The sequence below is a fragment of the Devosia sp. A369 genome (genome assembly GCF_054489345.1).
On sequence record NZ_JBTMWV010000018.1, the window covers coordinates 1 to 19,241 of the forward strand.

The 19,241-nt window shown below is 63.4% G+C and carries 22 protein-coding genes and 1 tRNA gene; 9 read left to right on the forward strand and 14 right to left on the reverse strand.

Features of this window, described 5'->3' with window-relative positions; genetic code table 11:
• Nucleotides 1–104, forward strand: a 104-nt coding sequence (locus tag ACX3OZ_RS16735) for a transposase domain-containing protein (protein ID WP_459104487.1), incomplete at its 5' end; no start/stop codon positions are given.
• 264 nt (nt 105–368) lie between these two features.
• On the opposite strand, the gene ACX3OZ_RS16740 is transcribed toward ACX3OZ_RS16735, so the two are convergent.
• The gene (locus tag ACX3OZ_RS16740; protein WP_459104986.1) at nt 369–1,199 is read right to left on the reverse strand and encodes an alpha/beta fold hydrolase; all 831 of its coding nucleotides are present in this window, start codon (nt 1,197–1,199) and stop codon (nt 369–371) included.
• Nucleotides 1,200–1,318: 119 nt separating this feature from the next.
• Here ACX3OZ_RS16740 and ACX3OZ_RS16745 point away from each other — a divergent pair, with 119 nt between their 5' ends.
• The 4 genes from ACX3OZ_RS16745 to ACX3OZ_RS16760 all read left to right on the forward strand — a co-directional run bounded on the left by ACX3OZ_RS16745 (nt 1,319) and on the right by ACX3OZ_RS16760 (nt 6,781).
• Nucleotides 1,319–3,463: a mechanosensitive ion channel domain-containing protein gene (locus tag ACX3OZ_RS16745; protein WP_459104987.1), complete on the forward strand. Its 2,145-nt coding sequence runs from the start codon at nt 1,319–1,321 to the stop codon at nt 3,461–3,463.
• 163 nt (nt 3,464–3,626) lie between these two features.
• Nucleotides 3,627–4,844 (forward strand): lytic murein transglycosylase, encoded by a 1,218-nt coding sequence (locus tag ACX3OZ_RS16750; RefSeq protein ID WP_459104988.1) that lies wholly within the window; start codon nt 3,627–3,629, stop codon nt 4,842–4,844.
• A gap of 166 nt (nt 4,845–5,010) precedes the next feature.
• Nucleotides 5,011–6,021 carry an alpha/beta hydrolase gene (locus ACX3OZ_RS16755; RefSeq protein WP_459093731.1) on the forward strand — a complete coding sequence of 337 codons (1,011 nt, stop codon included), beginning with the start codon at nt 5,011–5,013 and terminating at the stop codon, nt 6,019–6,021.
• A gap of 142 nt (nt 6,022–6,163) precedes the next feature.
• On the forward strand, nt 6,164–6,781 hold the full coding sequence (locus ACX3OZ_RS16760) for a nucleotidyltransferase family protein (protein ID WP_459104989.1): 618 nt from the start codon (nt 6,164–6,166) through the stop codon (nt 6,779–6,781).
• Nucleotides 6,782–6,908: 127 nt separating this feature from the next.
• On the opposite strand, the gene ACX3OZ_RS16765 is transcribed toward ACX3OZ_RS16760, so the two are convergent.
• From ACX3OZ_RS16765 to ACX3OZ_RS16785, 5 genes are all read right to left on the reverse strand, one after another.
• Nucleotides 6,909–7,319, reverse strand: a complete 411-nt coding sequence (locus ACX3OZ_RS16765; protein ID WP_459104990.1) for a VOC family protein — start codon at nt 7,317–7,319, stop codon at nt 6,909–6,911.
• A gap of 73 nt (nt 7,320–7,392) precedes the next feature.
• On the reverse strand, nt 7,393–7,878 hold the full coding sequence (bfr, locus tag ACX3OZ_RS16770) for a bacterioferritin (RefSeq protein ID WP_459104991.1): 486 nt from the start codon (nt 7,876–7,878) through the stop codon (nt 7,393–7,395).
• Entirely contained in the window at nt 7,844–8,155 is a 312-nt protein-coding gene (locus ACX3OZ_RS16775) for a (2Fe-2S)-binding protein (protein ID WP_459093727.1), read from the reverse strand. The genes bfr and ACX3OZ_RS16775 overlap by 35 nt, the downstream gene beginning before the upstream one ends.
• A 96-nt stretch (nt 8,156–8,251) precedes the next feature.
• Nucleotides 8,252–8,953, reverse strand: coding sequence for a DUF599 domain-containing protein (locus tag ACX3OZ_RS16780; RefSeq protein ID WP_459105017.1), 702 nt, complete (start codon nt 8,951–8,953; stop codon nt 8,252–8,254).
• Between the two features lie 91 nt (nt 8,954–9,044).
• Nucleotides 9,045–10,082 carry an aldo/keto reductase gene (locus ACX3OZ_RS16785; protein WP_459104992.1) on the reverse strand — a complete coding sequence of 346 codons (1,038 nt, stop codon included), beginning with the start codon at nt 10,080–10,082 and terminating at the stop codon, nt 9,045–9,047.
• 217 nt (nt 10,083–10,299) lie between these two features.
• Between ACX3OZ_RS16785 and ACX3OZ_RS16790 the strand changes: the two genes are divergently transcribed.
• A tRNA-Met gene (locus ACX3OZ_RS16790) sits at nt 10,300–10,376 on the forward strand.
• A gap of 55 nt (nt 10,377–10,431) precedes the next feature.
• Here the strand turns inward: ACX3OZ_RS16790 and ACX3OZ_RS16795 are convergent.
• The gene (locus ACX3OZ_RS16795; protein WP_459093725.1) at nt 10,432–11,826 is read right to left on the reverse strand and encodes an L-serine ammonia-lyase; all 1,395 of its coding nucleotides are present in this window, start codon (nt 11,824–11,826) and stop codon (nt 10,432–10,434) included.
• Between the two features lie 150 nt (nt 11,827–11,976).
• On the opposite strand from ACX3OZ_RS16795, the gene ACX3OZ_RS16800 reads away from it, so the two are divergent.
• Nucleotides 11,977–12,582: an alpha/beta hydrolase gene (locus tag ACX3OZ_RS16800; protein WP_459093724.1), complete on the forward strand. Its 606-nt coding sequence runs from the start codon at nt 11,977–11,979 to the stop codon at nt 12,580–12,582.
• Nucleotides 12,583–12,596: 14 nt separating this feature from the next.
• On the opposite strand, the gene ACX3OZ_RS16805 is transcribed toward ACX3OZ_RS16800, so the two are convergent.
• Nucleotides 12,597–13,043: a hypothetical protein gene (locus tag ACX3OZ_RS16805; protein WP_459093723.1), complete on the reverse strand. Its 447-nt coding sequence runs from the start codon at nt 13,041–13,043 to the stop codon at nt 12,597–12,599.
• Between the two features lie 146 nt (nt 13,044–13,189).
• Here ACX3OZ_RS16805 and ACX3OZ_RS16810 point away from each other — a divergent pair, with 146 nt between their 5' ends.
• Nucleotides 13,190–14,236, forward strand: coding sequence for a DUF3298 domain-containing protein (locus ACX3OZ_RS16810; RefSeq protein ID WP_459104993.1), 1,047 nt, complete (start codon nt 13,190–13,192; stop codon nt 14,234–14,236).
• Here the strand turns inward: ACX3OZ_RS16810 and ACX3OZ_RS16815 are convergent, their stop codons facing one another.
• The 3 genes from ACX3OZ_RS16815 to ACX3OZ_RS16825 form a co-directional block, all read right to left on the reverse strand.
• Nucleotides 14,237–14,536 carry a GNAT family N-acetyltransferase gene (locus ACX3OZ_RS16815; protein ID WP_459093721.1) on the reverse strand — a complete coding sequence of 100 codons (300 nt, stop codon included), beginning with the start codon at nt 14,534–14,536 and terminating at the stop codon, nt 14,237–14,239.
• 63 nt (nt 14,537–14,599) lie between these two features.
• A complete protein-coding gene (locus ACX3OZ_RS16820) occupies nt 14,600–15,169 on the reverse strand; it encodes a tetratricopeptide repeat protein (protein ID WP_459093720.1) in 570 nt (189 codons plus the stop codon).
• A gap of 52 nt (nt 15,170–15,221) precedes the next feature.
• Entirely contained in the window at nt 15,222–15,923 is a 702-nt protein-coding gene (locus ACX3OZ_RS16825; RefSeq protein WP_459093719.1) for a DedA family protein, read from the reverse strand.
• A 144-nt stretch (nt 15,924–16,067) separates the two neighbouring features.
• On the opposite strand from ACX3OZ_RS16825, the gene ACX3OZ_RS16830 reads away from it, so the two are divergent.
• A complete protein-coding gene (locus ACX3OZ_RS16830; protein ID WP_459094774.1) occupies nt 16,068–16,445 on the forward strand; it encodes a RidA family protein in 378 nt (125 codons plus the stop codon).
• A gap of 519 nt (nt 16,446–16,964) precedes the next feature.
• Here the strand turns inward: ACX3OZ_RS16830 and ACX3OZ_RS16835 are convergent.
• The 3 genes from ACX3OZ_RS16835 to ACX3OZ_RS16845 all read right to left on the reverse strand — a co-directional run bounded on the left by ACX3OZ_RS16835 (nt 16,965) and on the right by ACX3OZ_RS16845 (nt 19,133).
• Entirely contained in the window at nt 16,965–17,816 is an 852-nt protein-coding gene (locus ACX3OZ_RS16835) for a fumarylacetoacetate hydrolase family protein (RefSeq protein WP_459095487.1), read from the reverse strand.
• A gap of 98 nt (nt 17,817–17,914) precedes the next feature.
• Complete coding sequence (locus ACX3OZ_RS16840) at nt 17,915–18,349, reverse strand: RbsD/FucU family protein (protein WP_459095488.1); 435 nt, start codon at nt 18,347–18,349, stop codon at nt 17,915–17,917.
• Nucleotides 18,350–18,383: 34 nt separating this feature from the next.
• Complete coding sequence (locus ACX3OZ_RS16845; RefSeq protein ID WP_459095489.1) at nt 18,384–19,133, reverse strand: GntR family transcriptional regulator; 750 nt, start codon at nt 19,131–19,133, stop codon at nt 18,384–18,386.
• Between the last annotated feature and the right edge of the window lie 108 nt (nt 19,134–19,241).

Sequence of the window (19,241 nt, forward strand, 5' to 3'; positions counted from 1 at the left end):
GCGTCGACCCGCACGCCTGGCTCACTCAAACGCTTGACCGTATCGCAGGCGGCTGGCCAAACAGCCAGATCGCCGACCTCATGCCATGGAACTTCAGCCGGTAACGGCTCCGGCTAACCGCTTACTTTGGAACGCGGAGTGGGAGGGGAGGCCTGCAGCCCGGCAGTTGGTCGGCGCAAGGCGGGAAGAATAACCCCGGAATCCAGCCTGCGACGCCCCCACCCTCCTCGCAAGCGTGAGGGGGGCACAGCGTGGCACCCAGATGCTGCAGAAAAAGCCCGGCTAGCGGGTGACGCGCGGCACCAGCTCAGGATGGACCCCGGCGCAGGGCCGGGGTGACACCGAGCGGGGGAAGGCCGCGGGCCCTTTTAGCGATCGGCCTTGGTCGCCAAAAACGCCAGCAGTGCAGTGTTGAATAGTGCCGGACGCTGCAGTGGCGCGAAATGGGTGACGTCGGGTAGCGTCACCAGGTCGGCGCTGGGGATGGTGGCGGCGAGGTAGGCGGCGTGTTCGGGGCGGATGAATTCGTCGCCAGCGCTGTGCAGAATGGTGACGGGGACGGCGATCCGGCGCAGCTGGGCCGCCGTGTAATTCGGTTGGCTGCGCTGCATGGCGCCGACGGCCTCGACGAAATCCTCGAAGGCGTCTGGCGTCGAGGAGAGCGCCGCATAGTCCTGGCGATGCCGGGAGAAGCAGTTGTCGACCACCGGGGTGGGGACGAAGGGCAAAGCGCCGCTGGCGTCCATGTTGCAGCCGAAAAACAGCACGCCGTCGACGCGTTCGGGATGGGCCGCGGCCAATACCAAGGCGATACAGGCGCCATCGCTCCAACCGACCAAAGCGGCGCGGGGGATGGACAGGCTATCCATGATGGCGACCACGTCGCCGGCCATCAATTCATAGCTGTAGGGGCGGGCGTCGCTTGTGCTGCGGCCGTGGCCGCGGCTGTCGATGAGGATGACGCGATAGCCGGCAGCGACGAGGGCCGGGGCCTGATGCGCCCAGTTGCCGGAATGGCCCAGGCCGCCATGCAGCAGGACGACCGCCGGGCCGTGGCCGATGCTGGCGTACCAGATCTGCGCGCCATCATGGGCCAGATGTCCGCTCTGGTCGGGCGTGGGGAGCGGCGGGGTGCCGTCGCGTTCGAAGAGGGCGAGCCTGTCGTCGGTGAACGGGGTGGGGATGTCGCGCTGACTCATTATGTGCTCCAGTGTCGATGGAAACCAAATCGCTGTCGCCTCAGCGTCTCCACAATCAACGGGCAGTTACGCCTGCCAGCCGCTTGGGCCCAGTCCTTGTGACGTTACCGGATTTTTTGATGCGCGCGCTTTTTCTCTTGTTCCTGCTGCTGTTTTCGCCTGCTACCCTGGCTCAGACCGTGCCGGCGGCCGATCCCGGGATCGAGGAGCTGGTGCGCATTCTCGAGAATGATGCCAGCCGCGCGGCGCTGCTGGAACGGCTGAAGCAGAGCGGGGTCGAGGGCGGGCTGGCGGGTGAAGCGCCGCCGGATCTCAATATTGTGCGGCAGCTGGCCGAATATACCAAGGCGGCGGCCGAGGGCACCTCGGCGACGCTGCGCTCGCTGGGCGCGGTGTTCATCGATCTGCAGCAGGGGCTGAGCGGGACGCTGGATGCCGATCTCGAGGCGTTCCGCAATGTGGCGATTGGGGTGCTGCTGGTCGCGGCCGGGCTGTTTGGCGGCTTTCTGGCGCTGCGGCTGGTGATGATCTGGGCACAGCGCATCATTGCCGCGCGGGTCGAGGGCCATGGCTGGGTGTCGCGGCTATTGGGGTTGCTGGCGGCCACGCTGGTGGATTTCAGCGCGGTGTTGCTGGCCTGGGCCATTGGCTATGCCGTCGCCGTAGCACTGGTCGGCGGCGGGGCCGGGCGGATGGGGATCAATCAATCACTGCTGCTCAATGCGTTCCTGTTGGTGGAGCTGAGCAAAGTCGGAGCGCGGGCACTGCTGTCGCCGCGGTTCAAGAGCCTGCGGCTGTTCCCGATCAGTGACGACAATGCCGCCTATTGGTCGTTCTGGCTGGCGCGGATCCTGTCGCTGGTCGGCTATACCTTCCTGTTCGTCACGCCGCTGCTGGCGGCCAATCTTTCGCTCGGGGCGGCGTCGGCGGTACAGGTGCTGGTGATGGCGACGGCGGTGACCATCGGCATTGTCGTGGTGCTGCAGAACAAGGACGATGTGCGGAACTGGCTGACCGGCATTGCGGCCAGGCGCGGCAATGATGGCACCGGGCAGTTGCTGATCCTGCTCGGGCAATATTGGCACATGGTGGCGATCGTCTATCTGGTGACGCTGCTGGTGGTGTGGTTCACCAATCCCGAACAGGCGCTGCCCTTCATGTTGGGCGCGACCATGCAGTCGATCATCGCCATCCTGGTGGGCGTGGTCATTGTCGGCTTCATTGCGCGCTTTGTCAGCGCCGGGCTGCGACTGCCTGAAGATATTCAGAAGCGGCTGCCGCTGCTGGAAGCGCGGTTGCACGCCTTTGTGCCCGGGGTGATGCGGGCAGTGAGCTGGATCGTGATTGCCGGGGTGCTGCTGGCCATCGCGCAGGCCTGGGCGCTGTTCGATTTCGTCGGCTGGATCGGCAGCGATGCCGGCCAGCATGTCGCCGGTTCGGTGATCTCGGCGGCATTGGTGGTGCTGGTTTGTATTGTGCTGCATGTGGTGGTGGCGTCCTGGGTGGAATACCGGCTCAATACCAGCATCGGCAAAACCCCGACGGCGCGTGAGAAAACCCTGCTCGGCCTGTTCAAGAACGCCTTCACCATCGCTTTGGTGGTGTTCGGCGCCATGCTGACGCTGGCCCAGATCGGGGTCAATATTGCGCCACTGCTGGCCGGTGCCGGTGTCATCGGTCTGGCCATCGGTTTTGGTGCGCAAAAGCTGGTGCAGGACATCATCACCGGCATCTTCATCCAGTTCGAGAATGTGATGAATGAGGGGGACGTGGTGACGGTGGTGGACAAGACCGGCACGGTGGAAAAGCTGACCATCCGGTCGGTGACCATTCGCGACCTCGCCGGCACGGTGCATCTGATCCCGTTTTCCTCGGTCGATCAGGTGAGCAATATGGCGCGCGGATTCTCGTTCCATGTTGCCGAAATCCGCGCCTCCTATGATAGCGATATCGGCCAGATCAAGCTGGCAATGCAGGAAGCGTTCGACCGGCTGATGGCTACCGAATATGTCGACGACATCCTCGATGATTTCGACATGCATGGGGTGACCGGGTTCACGGAATCGGCGGTGACGGTGCGGGCGCGGATCAAGACGCGGCCGGGCAAGCACTGGGCCGCGGGGCGGGCCTATAGCGAGCTGGTCAAGCAGGTGTTCGATGAGCGGGGGCTCAAAGTGCCCTATCCGCATATTACCTATGTGGCCCAGCCGGGTCGGATTGGCGAGGCATTGTTGCCGCCGCCGGTGGCGCAAGCGGGGGGCTGAGGCGGGTTAACAGCGCTAAGCTGTGGGGTTGAACCCATTGTGATCGCGCCCCCGCTTTGCCTTAAGGCGATCTTAATTTGGTGGGTTAAAATTGTGCTACGCGCCAGTTGCGGCACAGCCGGCGCAATCGTGTCCATTTGTTTCGCGTATCACGAGGCCCCCTATGTTTGTTTCGACCGGCAAGACCGCCGCTTTGTTCCGTGGCCTGGCCACGCTGGCTATGGCCGCGTCGCTCAGCCTGGTTGCGGCCGCACCGGCTTTGGCCAATAGCGCCAGTTTCGTGCGCAGCCTGTGGCCGCAGGCCGAGGCGCGCGGCGTCAGCCGGGCGGCGTTCGAGGCGGCGTTTGCCGGCTATAATTATCTGCCCAAGGTCATGGAGCTGACCAAGAAGCAGCCCGAATTTTCCCAGACGGTGCAGCAATATATCGACCGCCGCGTGACCAATGCGCAGGCGCAGAAGGGTAGGGCGATGCGCGCCGAATGGGCGCAGACGCTGGCCGGTAGCCAGCAGCGCTGGGGCGTGCAGCCCGAATTCGTGCTGGCGATCTGGGGCATGGAAACCAATTTCGGCGGCTTCATGGGCGGCGAGAACACCATCCACGCGCTGGCGACGCTGACCGAGGGCGGCTATCGCGCCGACTTCTTCCGCGAGGAATTGCTGACGGCGTTGCGCATCCTGTCGGATGGGCATGTAAACGCCCGTAACATGACCGGCTCCTGGGCCGGGGCGATGGGGCATACCCAGTTCATGCCGTCGAGCTTCATGCGCTATGCCGTCGATTACAATGGCGACGGTCGCAAGGATATCTGGAACTCGGTGCAGGACGCGCTGGGTTCCACGGCCAATTATCTGCACAGCTTCAAATGGCGTCCCGGCGAGACCTGGGGCTATGAGGTCAAACTCCCCAGCGGTTTCGATTTTGCCCGCGCCCGGCAGCTGGAGCGAGCGCCGCTCAGCCAGTGGCAGGCGATGGGCATCCAGCGCGTCTCCGGCAAGGCGTTTCCGCGCCCCAATGATACCGGGCGGCTCTATATGCCGGCCGGGGCGAGCGGGCCGGTGTTCCTGCTGCTGCCCAATTTCGATGTGATCAAGCGCTACAATAATTCGGACAGCTATGCGCTGGCCGTGGGCCATCTGGCCGACCGGATCATCGGCGGCGGCGATTTCGCCACGTCCTGGCCGAGCGGCGACTATGCCCTGACCAAGGCGCAGCGCGCCGAGGTGCAGACCCTGTTGGGTCGGGCCGGGTTTGACGCCGGTTCGCCCGATGGGGTGGTTGGTCCCAAGACCCGCGCGGCAGTCGTGGCCTATCAGGCGCGCCGGGGCCTGCCGGCCGATGGTCACATTTCCGGGAGGCTGCTCGATGCGCTCAAGCGTTAACCACTGGTTAACACTTTGAGCGCAATTTTATCGCGCTTAAGTAGAGGGCAGGCAGTCTCCAATGGTTGAGGCGCCTGCCCTCGCCCATTCCGGCCATCCCGCACCATGCCACAATATCCCCGGCTTTGCTGGTTAGGCACATCCTCCTCCTTGTGAAGACATGCTCATGTTCAGTCTGAATTCGCCGCTGCGGCGGGCTCTTGTCGTGCTTTTGCTGCTGGTGCTGGTCGGGTCAGTGCCGGCCTGGGCGCTGTCGGTGATGGACCCGTTCAATATCGGCTCTGCCATGGATGGCGGCACGGTCAAGGCGGGCGATGGCATCGCCTATGCCGATGGTTCGCGGCACAAGCTCGACGTCTATGCGCCTGAGGCGCGCGGGGCGCCGGCGCCAGTGGTGTTTTTCATCTATGGCGGCGGCTGGAACCGGGGCGAACGCAGCGACTATCAGTTTGTCGGCCGGGCGCTGGCGGCACGTGGCTTTGTCACGGTGATCGCCGATTACCGGCTGGTCCCCGAGGTCAAATATCCCGAATTCCTCGAAGACAGCGCCAATGCGCTGCGCTGGGTGCAGGACAATATCGCCAATTATGGCGGCGACACCAATCGGCTGTTTCTGGCCGGCCACTCGGCCGGGGCCTATAACGCCACCATGCTGGCGCTCGACCCGTCCTTCCTGCGCGAATATGGCGTGACCATGCCGATCCTGGGCGTCGCGGCGTTGTCGGGGCCGTTTGATTTCTACCCGTTTGAATATGGCGAAGTGCAGAACGCCTTTGGTGCCGCGCCCAACCCGCAGGGCACCCAGCCGATCAATCTGGTGACCAACGCCACCCCGCCGATGTATCTGGCGACCGGCACTACCGACCCCATCGTGCGGATGCAGAACACCGAGCGCTTTGCCCAGAAGCTCAAGGATAGCGGCGTCTGGGTCACCACCCGCTATTACGAGGGGTTCGGCCATATGGAGCCGGTGATCGCCATGGGCGCGCTGTGGCGCTGGCGCGCGCCGGTGCTCGACGACATGGTGGCGTTTTTCCAGATGTTCGGGGCCTTCCCGAGTGGCGTGCCCTATGTGGCGATGGCTCCCGAGGCGCCCGAGGAACTGCCGGACTCCATCGCGCCGATGGAGCAGATCGTCGACCAGCTCAATGCCATGTTCCAGCCAATCGAAAACTAATGGATGCGTTGATCTTCAGGTGATGCCGGCCTGCGAACGCTGATTTTCTGCGCTTCCGGTGCTCACGTACTGATGTACGCTGCGCTCCGGTTCTCGAAAAACAGCCTTCTCGACTCGGCCTGACCAGAAGCTCAACACATCCATGTCCATGCCAGACCACCTTCGATTCTCGGGCGCTTCGGCGCAGGCCCAGCGCGAGGCGCTGGAGGCCATTATCCGTCAGTCGCCGGTGCTGCTGGGCATTTTGCGCGGCATGCAGGAACTGGCGCTGCCCGATATGCTGCTGGGCTCCGGGGCGATCTATAATAGCGTGTGGAATGCACTGACCGGGCGGCCGCCGCTCACCGGCATCAAGGATGCCGATGTGGTGTATTTCGACGATAGCGACCTGTCCTATGAAGCCGAGGATGCGGCGATCCAGCGGGCGGCGCGGCAGTTTGCCGAGGCGCCGATCCCGGTCGAGCTGCGCAATCAGGCGCGGGTGCATTTGTGGTTTCCGCAAAAATTCGGCACGGCCTATCCGCAGCTGAAATCCAGCGCCGAGATGCTGGGTTATTTCGCCTCGCGGACCCATGCCGTGGCGGTGCGGCTGGAGGCTGACGACAGCTTGAGCCTGTTCGCGCCGTTTGGGTTGGACGATATTTTTGCATTCCGGATTACCCCCAATCCGACGCTGGACAATGCGGCGACGCATGCCAGCAAGGCGGCGCGGGCCAAGACGGTGTGGCCGGAGCTGACCGTGGTGCAGTGGCCGGTGTAGCTATCCTTCCCACGATGTCATCCCGGCCTTGAGCCGGGACCCAGCTTGAGATCTCAGGATGGGCCCCGGGTCGAGCCCGGGGTGACACGGTGAGTGGGGGAGCGAAGAAGCGAAGAAGCGAAGAAGCCTAAGCCGGATTGAACTCCACCGAGTCCGCCGAGCGGCGCACCGGGCCGTGGAACACGCCTTCGATATTGTTGCCGTCGGGGTCGAGCACGAAGGCGGCGTAGTAGCCGGGGTGGTAGTGGCGTTCGCCCGGTCTGCCATTGTCCCTGCCGCCGGCGGCGAGGGCGGCCTTATAGAAGGCGTCGACCATGGCGCGGTCGCGGGCCTGGAAGGCGAGGTGAATATGGGTGGGGATGGTGCGGGCGTCGGCGGCGTCGACGAAGAGTTCATCGGCCTGGAACCAGCCCTCGCCGGATTGATCGATCCGCCGCCCCAGCGCCGCCAACACGTTTTCGTAGAAATAGCGGGTGGTCCGCAGGTTTTTGGCGCGCAGATGCACATGGTCGAGCAGGCGGCCGGTGTGCCAGGTCATTGCGGCGTCTCCGTCTGGCGGGCAAACCAAAGCCGCCCGAAACAGGTTCCGGGCGGCTGCATCTCAGTCTGGTCTATTCGGCTTCGTCAGCCGAGGCCGAGTTGAGCTGGCCGTATTTTTCAACGCCGATCTTGTCGAGCAGGTCGAGCTGGGTTTCGAGGAAGTCGATATGGCCTTCCTCGTCGGTCAGCAGGGCCTCGAACAGATTCTTGGAGACATAATCGCCCAGCTGCTCGCACAGTTCGCGGCTGGCCTTATAGGCAGCGCGAGCGTCGTATTCGCCGGCCAGATCGGCCTCGAGCACTTCCTTGATGGTCTGGCCGATTCGCAGTGGCGCAACGCGCTGCAGATTGGGGTGACCTTCGAGGAAGATGATGCGCTCGATCAGGCGATCGGCATGGTGCATTTCTTCAATGGATTCAGCGCGTTCCTTAGCGGCCAGCTTCTTGAAGCCCCAATCGTCGAGCAGACGAAAATGGACCCAATACTGGTTGACGGCACCGAGTTCGAGAAAGAGGGCTTCGTTAAGCCGCTCGATGACTTGCGCTTCGCCTTTCACGACGTACTCCACTTCGTTGCTGCTTGAGCTTCTCCAGCCCAACCGGAAGCGTGAGGACTTCGCCGGTTTGTTGGGCTTGCTGTGAGTGGTAGTTTTCCGTGACGCGGACAATAATGTCCACCACATTCGGCACGCAACCGCTGCATTTGGCGCGACGATTGAGTTCGCCATAGACCTTGGCCGGCACCACCAACTGCCACGGATCGGCCTTGAGCAGATCCAGGACGATGTCCTCGATCTCCTTGCTGGTGATCATATTGCACTGACAAACGAGCATGGTGATATGGCGTCGGGTCGGGTGGAACTTGCGGGCGCATAAAGCGTCCGGATTAGGTGAATGTCAATGTCATATATGTCGCAAGGCTAACGGGAACTAGTCCCGGTCGCGGTGTTCTTCGGCGCGATTGGCGGCCTCGACGGCAGCGGAGGCGATGCCACGATGCTGCGAGGCGAAGAATTCGCGCTGCGCCAGGATCAGCGTGGTGGCGAGACACGCCACGATGGGCAGCCATTCGGAGACGAACCAGGTGACGGTGGCGACGGAGAAATAATAGGCGCGAATGCCGCTGTTGAAATTGCGGGCGCCCAGCGCATTCATCGCGGTGATGGCGTCGATCTCGATCTCGGCCTCGGTGGCGCCGCGCGCCGGATCAAGCGCGCCGAGCAGGATGCAGTAGTGATTGAACTGGCGCAGCGACAGGGTGAAGGCAAAGAAGGCCAGCACGAACATCGCCAGCATCACCACCAGATGCAGCTGCACATCGAGCATGGTGTAGGTGCGCTCCAGCGACAGCGTATCGAGCGCGCTCAGCAGCGCCGGCAATTGCCCGAACACGGCGACGATGGCCAGGATCAGCAGCACGGCGGTGGAGGCAAGAAAGCTCACCGAGCTCATGATATTGCCCGAGAGGATGGCGTCGAACGGGGAATCGCGCACCGAGGCATTGATCATCCAGCGGCGGCGCTGAATGTTCATGATGCCCGAGAGCGAGGGGCGGACACGCTCGATCTGCGGCACCACGATATTGTAGGCAAAATAGAAGATCAGCGGGAACAGGGTGGAGATCAGCGTCATCGACAAGGGCGGCCCCGCAATGGTGTTTATGCCCCTGTTATAGCGCGCGGCTGGCAAAAGGCGACGGTTTCCCGTCGCCTTTGCTTCGGGTTTAGAGAGGGCGGGGATAGCGGCGGTGGATGGCTTCGATCTCGCCCAGCAGTGCGGGCGACAAGGTCACGTCCCGGACGCCGATGGCATTGGCCAGTTGCGCCGTGCTGGTGGCGCCGATGATCACCGAGGTCATGAAGGGGCGGGTCAGGGCAAAGGCGATGGCCATCTGCGCCGGATCGAGCCCATGGCGGGCCGCCAGCTCGACATAGGCCCGCGTCGCGGTGTCGGAATGTTCGTTCAGCCGCCACATGCCTTTTTGATAATCGCCGCGGCTGCCCTTGGGCATCTGGCCGTTGAGATATTTACCGGTCAGCAGGCCGGCGGCCAGTGGCGAATAAGCCAGCAGCCCGACATCCTCGTGGTGGCTGAGTTCGGCCAGGTCGAGATCGAAATGGCGGCGTAGCAGGCTATATTCGTTCTGCACCGACACCAGGCGCGGCAGGCCCCTGGCCTCGGCAATGCGCAGCCATTGCGAAATGCCCCAGGTGGTCTCGTTGGAGACGCCGGCATGGCGCAATTTGCCTTCCTTGACCAGCGCGCCCAAGGTTTCGAGCATGTCCTCGATATTGTCGAGCGTGTTGGTCCGGTCCTGGGTATGGGGCTGGTAGCTCCAGGAGCCTTCGAAATTATAGCTGCCGCGCTGGGCCCAGTGGATCTGGTAGAGGTCGATATAGTCGGTCTGCAGCCGGCGCAGGCTGGCCTCGAAGGCTTCGCGCAGCGTCTTGCCGCTGGTGCGCGTACCATTGCGGATGAAATCGACCGCGCCGCCGGCTACTTTGGAGGCCAGAATCCACTGGTCGCGCTTGCCGGTCTGCTTGAACCAGCTGCCGATATATTCCTCGGTACGGCCGGAGGTTTCCGGGCTGCGCGGCACGGCGTAGATTTCGGCGGTGTCCATGAAATTGAGGCCGGCCTCGAGCGCCATATCGATCTGGGCGTGGCCTTCGGCTTCAGTGTTCTGGCTGCCCCAGGTCATGGTGCCCAGGCAAATTTCGGTGACCAGCAGGTCGGTGCGGCCAAGCGGCTTCAATTTCATAAGGATGTCTCGACGGCATGTATGGAAGAGCCGTCACTCTAGCCGATGTCGCTGAAAATGACAGGATTGCTGCCCAAAAATTTGCATTGTCAAAAAAGCGTCACCTAATCCGCTTTAGGGGTTGAGCTATCCGTCCCCACCCCCTATATAGCCCTCACGACGCGGCCACGGCCCGCCGTGATGACGGACCCCACCGGAACTGTTATCGACTATTTGACGCGGGATGGAGCAGCCCGGTAGCTCGTCAGGCTCATAACCTGAAGGTCGTAGGTTCAAATCCTACTCCCGCAACCAAAAAAGCCCAGTAAACTCAACGAGTTTGCTGGGCTTTTCCTTTTCCGGTATCCCCTCAGCACGCCACCACATTGACTGCCAAGCCGGCGAGGCTGGTTTCCTTGTAGCGGTGGCTCATATCCATGCCGGTCTGGCGCATGGTCTCGATGCAGGCGTCGAGCGGCACGGCGTGAGTGCCGTCGCCCTTGAGGGCCAGGGAGGCGGCGGTGACGGCTTTGACGGCGCCAAAGGCGTTGCGTTCGATGCAGGGGATCTGCACCAGCCCGCCGACCGGATCGCAGGTCATGCCCAGATGGTGTTCGAGCGCGATTTCAGCGGCGTTTTCCACCTGGGTCGGGGTGCCGCCCATGATGGCGCAGAGCCCGGCGGCGGCCATGGCGGAGGCCGAGCCGACTTCGCCCTGGCAGCCGACTTCGGCGCCGGAGATGGAGGCATTATGCTTGATGATGCCGCCAATGGCGGCGGCGGTGAGCAGATAGTCGCGCACGGCTTGCGGGCCGGCGGCGGCGTTGAATTTGAGGAAGTAGCGCATCACCGCCGGAATGACGCCGGCGGCGCCATTGGTCGGCGCGGTGACGACGCGGCCGCCACCGGCATTCTCCTCATTGACCGCCATGGCGTAGAGGCTGAGCCAGTCATTGGCCATCAGCGGCGTTATCTCATTGCTTTGCCACTGCGCCTCGAGCTGCTGGAAAATGCCATGGGCGCGGCGCTTGACGTTAAGCCCGCCCGGCATGATGCCCTGCTGGGCGATGCCGCGATCCATGCAGCTTTTCATCACGCCCCAGATTTCGTCGATGCCCCGATCGAGCGCCAACCGGCTGCGTGTCGCCTCTTCATTGGCGCGCTTCATCCCGGCGATGGACAGGCCCGAGGCGGCGGCCATGGCCAGCATGTCCTTGGCGTGGGCGAAGGGATAGGGCACATCGGCCTGTTCGGGCGAGGCGTGCTTGAGCGCCTCCAGCTCTTCGGCGCTGACCACGAAGCCGCCGCCAATGGAATAATAGGCGCGGCGCAGCAGCAATTGGCCGTCACTGTCATAGGCGGCGAATTGCAACCCGTTGGGGTGGCCGGGCAGGGTGTTGCGCTTGTCGAATACCAGGTCGACCGCCGGGCGGAAGCGATAGGCCGGGTGGCCAGGGGGCTGGACGATGCCGCTGGCTTCGACGGCAGCGATTTTGGCGTCCATCGTATCGGGGTCGATGGTCTTGGGGTCTTCGCCACACAGGCCGAGCAGCACGGCGCGGCCGCTGCCATGGCCGATGCCGGTAAAGGCCAGTGAGCCATGCAGGCTGGCCGTGAGCGCCGCCGGATGGGCATTGGCGGCACGGGGCCAGTCGCCGGATTTGAGTTCATCGAGGAAACGCCTGGCGGCGGTCATCGGCCCCATGGTGTGGGAGCTCGATGGCCCGATGCCGATCTTGAACACGTCGAAAATCGATAGGAACATGGCGCCATAGTGCATGAAAGCGCGCGGTCAGCAATCCACCGGCGGGGGCGATTGTTATCGAAACGGCAACAGTGTGGGACGGCGGGCAACGGTTGTGCCGACCGGGCAGGTGGCCGATATGTTGGCCAGTATCAGTTCAGGAGAGTGGTCATGGCCGACTATCACTATCGCGAGGGGCAGGGCGCCGACGCGACTGCGCCGCTGTTTTTCGTGTTTCACGGCACCGGCGGCGATGAGAACCAGTTTTTCGATCTGGCCGGCCAATTATTGCCCGGTGCGCGGGTGGTGGCGCCGCGCGGCGATGTCAGCGAAGGCGGGGCGTTGCGCTATTTTCGGCGCACGGGCGATGGCGTTTATGACATGGATGATCTGGCTTTGCGCACGGCGCAGATGATCGCTTTTGTCGAGGCACGCAAGGCCGAGGGGACGGCCAAGCAGGTGATCGGATTGGGCTATTCCAACGGCGCCAATATTCTGGCGGCGGTGCAGTTCGCGGCGCCGGAGCTGTTCGACGCCACGATATTGATGCATCCGCTGATCCCGTTTGCGCCGCCGATGGTGGATTTTGCCGGGAAGCGGGTGCTGCTTACCGCCGGCCAGCGCGACCCGATGGCGCCGGCGGCGTTGACGCAGGCGTTGCACGATTATTTCGCCGGCCAGGGGGCGCAGGCGTCGCTGTTCTGGCATGAAGGTGGACATGAGCTGCGCCAGGAAGAACTGCGTGCGACCCAGCAATTCCTCGCCGCTAAAGACTGAGTGTTCTCAACTCCTTACAGCAGTTCATGCTCCTGCATGGCCTTCTGTTCGTCCGGGGTGACATAGGCGAAAATCTTCGGCGTGCCGTCGGCGATGGTGATGCAGTAGAAATTGGTGAAGGTGACGTGGCCGCTTTTGCCGGCCTTGTTGGTGTAGGCAAAATCCCAGTCGACATCGGCGACGGCGTGCAGCCGATCGAGTTCGATCACCCGCAAGCCCTTGATGGTCATGTGACGGCCACCGACCGCGCGATAATGGGCAAAACCCTGCGGAATGCGGGCGCGGAAATTGTGATCATTGGCCCCGCCGATCACGCCATTGGGGCTGGATTCGACAAAAAACGCGGCAAAAGCTCGGGTTACGCCCTCCAGATCTTCCAAAGGCGGATCGCGCAGGGCATTTTCGGTGTGCTTGCCATAGGCGTCGAACAGCACGCGAATTTTGGTTTCGAGCGGGGTCATCATGGTCTCCTCTGCTGCTGGCAACTCAACGTGGCAGCCGGCCTGCGAGTTCAACCAAGGCGACATAATCACATTGTGTTGGCCTCCGGTTGACCCGGCGGCACTCGCCTGCCAGCGTCGTGACAGGTCAAATCGAGGAAGAAGCCATGATCCTGTCTCGTGCTTTGCTGCCAGCATGCTTGTTGTTTTCTTGCGCTTTGCCGGCAACAGCCGCCAGTTTTGACTGCGCCAAGGCCGGAACGCCGTTCGAACACGCGATTTGCGACGTGCCGGCGCTGTCGGCGGCCGATGAGGTGCTGGCCAAAAGCTTCGCCACGGCGACGGGCGGGCTGACCAAACCGGCATTGGAGACGATGCGCGCCGAGCAGCGTGACTGGCTCGATTATGCGCAGCGCGTCTGCACCGACGATGCCGAGAAACTGACCTGTGGCCGCTATGATGAGCAGGGCGGTGAATGTCTCGTCACCAAGTTCCAGGCGCGCAGCAAGGCGCTGGAGCAGAGCCGGATGCTGGGCGGCCATCGCTTCCTGATCAAATCAGTCTATGGGGCTTTGCCCGACCCGGATGCGGCGGACGACTCCGAGTCCTTTTTCAAGGTGGCGAGCCATGAACTGGCGCTGGCCCAGCTCGATGGCGATGAGGCGCTGGCCGAGGCCTTTAACGCCTATGTGGTGGAAGAGAGCACGAGCCTGTCGGCCGCCATGGGCATAGAGGGCGCGGTGAGCACCGAGCTGGACGCCTTCGCCGATACCAGCGTCTCCGTCGTGCCCAAGGAGGTGGCCGGCACCAGCCGCATCACGCTGGAGGCCAATACCTATTGGTATGGGCACGGCGCGGCGCATGGCAATTGGGGCATCACCCAGCTGAACTACAATATTGACGCGCAGCGCGGCGTGCTGGCCTCCGATATTTTTACCGGGGCGCATTGGGACAAGGTGCTGACCGACCTGGCCTGGAAGCGGCTGCAGAGCGAGCATGGCGAATGGCTGCAGGTCGAGAGCCCGGCCGACATCGCCGGGGCCGTCATCGATCCGACGCGGTGGGACCTGTCGGATGACCACGGGCTGATCATCCAGTTCCAGCCCTATGAGGTCGCCGCCTATGCCTATGGGGCGCCGACCATCACCGTGCCGTGGAGCGAACTCGACGCCATCAAGGCCGAGGGTCAGGACCGGCTGCGCTACGGCTGGTGATCAGGCGCGCAGATCGGCCCATTCGGGGTGGCGACGGAACTGCGCCACCACATAGGAGCAGATCGGGGTGATCTTGAAACCCTGCTGGCGCGCATCGGCAATGGCCTGATTGACCAGTTTGGCGGCGAGGCCCCGGCCCTCATAGGCCGGTGGCACGCCGGTATGGTCGATGGTGATATTGCCGTTTGCGGCCTTGCGGAAGGTCATCTCCGCCTCGGCGCCGGGGGCAAGGTGGATGACGTAGCGGCCGCTGGTGGGCGTATCCTCGCGGGTCACGGTCAGTTCGGTGGTCTCGGTCATGGATAGTCTTTCGTTGGCATCGCCAGCAATGTGGGCGCAGCTTCGCGCCGCCGCAAGGTGCCGTCAGGCACGGATCAGGTCGACCAGTTCGGGGAACAGGCCGCGTTCGGCGAGGAAGGGATGGATTGCCAGCGCGGCGATCATGTCGCGCAGCGCCAACTCGTCCTTGCCCTGGTTTTTATAGATCACCGCGCGGCCCGCCAGCGCTCCGAAATGGCGCGGCTCCAGTTCCAGCACCTTGTCGATATCGGCCAGCGATTGCTCGAAATTGCGCAGCAGATAGTGGATGGTGGCGCGCTGGTTCCAGCCCTCGGCATAGTCGGGATAATCGGCCACCAGCCTGTCGAGCAAGGCCAGCACGGTGGGGAAATCGGCCCGCAGGCGCAATGCCAGAATGTCCCGCATGCGCATGGCCAGCGCCGGATTGGCCGGGGTGGTCCAGTGCAGCCAGATCTGGTCGGCGACGGCGCGGGCCTTGGCCTCGTCGGGGGCCGAACGGAGCTGGGCAAACAGCGTGTCGAGCGCCGCGCTGTCCTCCTCGCTCTGGGCCATAACGGGCGGCATCAGGGCAAAAGCGGCGAGCGGCCCGGCTAGGGCAATGATGAACCGGAAATGGGCGAGCCAGCGGTACATGATGGCGGCAGAGTGAGCCTTTTTGGCCCGCCCTGCAAGACGGCATTCGCGCTCAGTGCGGCACGTTCTGCGCGCCCCAGCGGGCCTGGATCGAGCGGCCAAAGCTGCCCAGCCACGGGGCAAAGAACAGCAGGATGCGGCGGTGGTAATGCACGCCCAAAAACAGCGCCGTCAGGATCAGCGTGCCAACCACGATTACCAGCTCGAGCGACAGGCCGATGGATTTGAGCCAGGCGGTCAGCAGCATGCCGGGCAGGATATGGGCGGCGGCCCAGACAAAGGCCGAGCTGACATTGATGATGGTGAAGTGGCTGTATTTCATGCCCATGATGCCGGCGACGCCGGGGATCACGGCTTTGACGCCGGGAATGAAGCGACCGATGAACACCGCCTTGCCGCCATGGCGGGCAAAGAATTGCTCGCCGCGGGCGATCAGCGGCTTGTGGTTCTTGAACGGCCACACCTCCTTGATCGAATCCTTGAGGAAATGGCCGATGGTGTAGGACAGCGCGTCGCCGATAATGGCGCCGATCACCGCGGCGAAATACACCTCCCAGAAAGGCAGGCGCCCTTCGGCGATAATGCCGCCGGCCATCAGCAGCACCGGGGTCGAGGGCACGAACAGGCCGAGGATGAACACCGCCTCGCCAATGGCGACCAGGAAGATGAACCAGAAGGTCAGCCAGAAATTGCCCGAAATCGTGTTGAGAAAACTTTCGAGATAGGCCGAGATGGTGTGGAAGATGTCGAACATGGTGGGTTCCGTGGCGCTGAAGAGCGGTGTGCAACGCCCACCGGACGTTGACTTATGGCTGGGCAGACGGTGAGGCTCAAGTCATATCGCGTTGAGGCATTATCAATTACGCAGGGACACATAGTGAGCCAGCTTCTCCATCATATGATCGCCAGCGGCCCCAGGCCGGTTGCCCCCTTCTCCCACGCCGTCGAGGCGGATGGCTGGGTGTTCATCACCGGGCAGATGCCGACCGATCCGGAGGCACCCGACGCGCCCTTGCCGGCGGGTGTCGAGGCGCAGACACGGCGGGTGGTCGAGAACCTCAAAATCGTGCTGGGCGGGATCGGGCTGGGGCTGGAGCACGTCACCATGGCGCGGATTTACCTCACCGAATTCGAGCGCGACTACGCGGCGATGAACGCGCTGTGGCCGAGCTTTTTCGAGGTGGGGAAATTGCCGGCGCGGACGACCGTGGGGGTGACGGCGCTGGCGGTGGGGGCGCTGGTGGAGATTGATCTGGTGGCGCGGCGGCCCGCTTAGCGCGGGGCTGCTGATCTTCCTTGCCTTCTCCCCTTGAGGGAGAAGGTGCCCCGAAGGGGCGGATGAGGGGCTCTTTCACGCGCATTGACGCATGGGCGGGCGCAGCACCCCTCACCCTGTCCTTCCGCTGAACGCGGCAGGACTGTCCCTCTCCCTCAAGGGGAGAGGGGAAGGGGCTTCGCCCCGCCGGCGGCAGTGCAGAGCCCTCGGGTCAGGCCCGAGGGTGACGGCTGGTGGTGGGTGATGGTCGGTGGGTGGCCGCAACCACCGGGCTCACCCTCCCCCTTGTGGGGAGGGAGAGCGAGATAGGACTTAGCGTTTGCGAAGTCCGGCAATCGAGCCGGGAGGGGGTATCTCTCCGCGGGCCCGGTGTCCGTGACCTACCCCCCACCCTTGATCGCCATTCGGACGCAGCCCTCATGGCCTTGCTCGCTCAAATCGCTCCACTGGAGCGATTTGTCCCTGCGGGCCGCGCCCAAGCCCCGCAAGGGGGAGGGTGTCGACTGAGGGATTTGCGCCCTAGGCGCTGTAGGCCTTCACGTTTTGCTGCTGTTCGCCGAGGCCTTCGATGCCGAGGCGCATGACGTTGCCGGGCTGGAGCCAGACCGGGTTCGGCTTGACGCCCATGCCGACGCCCGGAGGGGTGCCGGTGGAGATGATGTCGCCGGGCTGCAGGCTCATGAACTGACTGACATAGGCAACGACATGGGCGACGCCGAAGATCATCGTCTTGGTGGAGCCGTTCTGGTAGCGCTTGCCGTCGACGTCGAGCCACATGCCCAGATTTTGCGGGTCGGCGACTTCGTCCCGGGTCACCAGCCAGGGGCCGATGGGGCCAAAGGTATCGCTGCCCTTGCCCTTGTCCCAGGTGCCGCCGCGCTCGGTCTGGAAATGGCGCTCGGAGACGTCGTTGATGACGCAATAGCCGGCGACATGCTCCATGGCGTCGGCCTCGTCGACATAACGGGCCTCCTTGCCGATGACGACGCCGAGTTCGACTTCCCAGTCCGGCTTGATGGCATTCTTGGGAATGATCACATCGTCATTGGGGCCGATGATGGCGCTGGTGGCCTTCATGAAGATGATCGGCTCGGGCGGAATGTCGGCGCCGGTTTCGGCGGCGTGGTCGGCGAAATTCAGGCCGATGCAGATGAACTTGCCGACATTGGCGACGCAGGGGCCGATGCGCTGGCCGGCGTCGAGCTGGGGCAGGGTGCTGATATCGACAGCGCGGATTTTGGCGATGCCTTCGGGGGTCAGGGTCTGGCCACCGATATCGCCGACAATGCCGGACAGATCGCGGATCGAACCGTCTTCAGCCAGGATGGCAGGCTTCTCTGCGCCCTGGGCGCCAATGCGGAGCAGTTTCATGCTGTGTCTTTCTGTTAGCGTTGGGCTTGGCCATAGCCGCTAACATGTTAGTGTGTCGAGGGCGACCTTGGTTCAATCGGTTCAGTCGCGGCAAAGTTTCAGGCGTCGGGGCGGATAACGCCCTTTTTGAGCAGGATATTGCCATAGAGCCGACGCTCGCCGGTCTGGATGATGGCGTAGCCCTGCTTGACGCGATCGTAGAAGGCAAAGCGCTCCAGCGAGGCCAGGCTCATCTCGGGCTCGTGGCGGCGGATGATGGTTTCGAACTGATCCATCACCGGCTCGCGCTTGCCGGCATCGCCGACCACCTGCATGCAGATGGCCGCTTCGTCGACGAAATCATCGAGCGGCATCAACGTCAGCACGGCATCGAGCACATCGGTGGCGCTGATGCCGTCGAGCCGTACCAAAGCCGGGCCGGCGGCGTCGGCGGGATAATTGGCGTCGACAATGGCGATCTCATCGCCATGGCCCATGGCGCGCAGGATGGCGAGCAGATCGGGTCCGAGGATCGGCGGGATATTCTTGAGCATGCTTGGTCTCCTGGACCGGGCGGTCCGCCGGGGTTTAGCCGAAGGGAAAGCTGTCGCTGTCGGCGTCCAGCGTGGCGCCATCGGCGAACAGATCGGGGTGTTCGCGGGCAAAGGCGAAGAGTTCGACCATCACCGCATCGATATGGGCGCGGATGGCGCGGGTGGCCTGCGTCTCGTTCTGCGCCAGAATGCCGTCGAAAATCGCCTGGTGCTCGGCGATGGTCAGCGCCAGCCGGCGCGGGGTGACGATCAGGCGGCGGGCGCGGTCGAGATTGGCGCGGGCGGAATCGATGATGGTCTTGATCTTGGTGAAGCGCATCGAGCGATAGATGATGTCGTGAAATTCGACATCGATCTGATGGAAGCTTTCGGCGTCGTCGCGCTCGGCGACCGCGCGCTGGCTCGCCATATTGGCATGCAGCGCCTCGATCAGGCTGGCATCGTGGCTGCCGATCAAGACGCGCAGCGCTTCCGATTCGAGGCCTTTGCGGATCAGCATATATTCGCGGACATCGCTGAGCCGGACCAGCGACACGGTGGAGCCGCGCTGCGGCGCGATATCGACCAGGCCCTCGATCTGCAGCCGCGCCAGCGCTTCGCTGACCGGAAAGCGCGACACGCCCAATTCGGCGCAGATCAGCGACTTATCGATGGGACTGCCGGGGGGCAGGGCGAGGGTAACGATGGCCTGGCGAATGGCGCTGGTGACGTCGGCGGTGACGCTGCCGCGTGTCAAAGCGGTGGGACGGACCAGAAATGAATAGGGACTTGCTGCGGTTGTCATGCTAACATGTTAGTTAGTGAAGAGGTGCTTTACAACGCCCGTCGCTGCCGATTGCGGGCAATCTGGCGGCAAATGGGTCCGAGGTAAAGCGCAGTTGAGACCCGACCC

Coding starts and splice junctions, on each gene's coding strand:
- ACX3OZ_RS16765 (WP_459104990.1), bottom strand. CDS start 7,319: ATGACCTGGCACACCGGCCGCCTGCTCGACCATGTGCATCTGCGCGCC.
- ACX3OZ_RS16830 (WP_459094774.1), top strand. CDS start 16,068: ATGATCGCCAGCGGCCCCAGGCCGGTTGCCCCCTTCTCCCACGCCGTC.
- ACX3OZ_RS16835 (WP_459095487.1), bottom strand. CDS start 17,816: ATGAAACTGCTCCGCATTGGCGCCCAGGGCGCAGAGAAGCCTGCCATC.
- ACX3OZ_RS16745 (WP_459104987.1), top strand. CDS start 1,319: ATGCGCGCGCTTTTTCTCTTGTTCCTGCTGCTGTTTTCGCCTGCTACC.
- ACX3OZ_RS16810 (WP_459104993.1), top strand. CDS start 13,190: ATGATCCTGTCTCGTGCTTTGCTGCCAGCATGCTTGTTGTTTTCTTGC.
- ACX3OZ_RS16760 (WP_459104989.1), top strand. CDS start 6,164: ATGTCCATGCCAGACCACCTTCGATTCTCGGGCGCTTCGGCGCAGGCC.
- ACX3OZ_RS16800 (WP_459093724.1), top strand. CDS start 11,977: ATGGCCGACTATCACTATCGCGAGGGGCAGGGCGCCGACGCGACTGCG.
- ACX3OZ_RS16840 (WP_459095488.1), bottom strand. CDS start 18,349: ATGCTCAAGAATATCCCGCCGATCCTCGGACCCGATCTGCTCGCCATC.
- ACX3OZ_RS16750 (WP_459104988.1), top strand. CDS start 3,627: ATGTTTGTTTCGACCGGCAAGACCGCCGCTTTGTTCCGTGGCCTGGCC.
- ACX3OZ_RS16805 (WP_459093723.1), bottom strand. CDS start 13,043: ATGACCCCGCTCGAAACCAAAATTCGCGTGCTGTTCGACGCCTATGGC.
- ACX3OZ_RS16780 (WP_459105017.1), bottom strand. CDS start 8,953: ATGACGCTGATCTCCACCCTGTTCCCGCTGATCTTCTATTTTGCCTAC.
- ACX3OZ_RS16815 (WP_459093721.1), bottom strand. CDS start 14,536: ATGACCGAGACCACCGAACTGACCGTGACCCGCGAGGATACGCCCACC.
- ACX3OZ_RS16755 (WP_459093731.1), top strand. CDS start 5,011: ATGTTCAGTCTGAATTCGCCGCTGCGGCGGGCTCTTGTCGTGCTTTTG.
- ACX3OZ_RS16775 (WP_459093727.1), bottom strand. CDS start 8,155: ATGCTCGTTTGTCAGTGCAATATGATCACCAGCAAGGAGATCGAGGAC.
- ACX3OZ_RS16820 (WP_459093720.1), bottom strand. CDS start 15,169: ATGTACCGCTGGCTCGCCCATTTCCGGTTCATCATTGCCCTAGCCGGG.
- ACX3OZ_RS16825 (WP_459093719.1), bottom strand. CDS start 15,923: ATGTTCGACATCTTCCACACCATCTCGGCCTATCTCGAAAGTTTTCTC.
- ACX3OZ_RS16795 (WP_459093725.1), bottom strand. CDS start 11,826: ATGTTCCTATCGATTTTCGACGTGTTCAAGATCGGCATCGGGCCATCG.
- ACX3OZ_RS16845 (WP_459095489.1), bottom strand. CDS start 19,133: ATGACAACCGCAGCAAGTCCCTATTCATTTCTGGTCCGTCCCACCGCT.
- ACX3OZ_RS16740 (WP_459104986.1), bottom strand. CDS start 1,199: ATGAGTCAGCGCGACATCCCCACCCCGTTCACCGACGACAGGCTCGCC.
- ACX3OZ_RS16785 (WP_459104992.1), bottom strand. CDS start 10,082: ATGAAATTGAAGCCGCTTGGCCGCACCGACCTGCTGGTCACCGAAATT.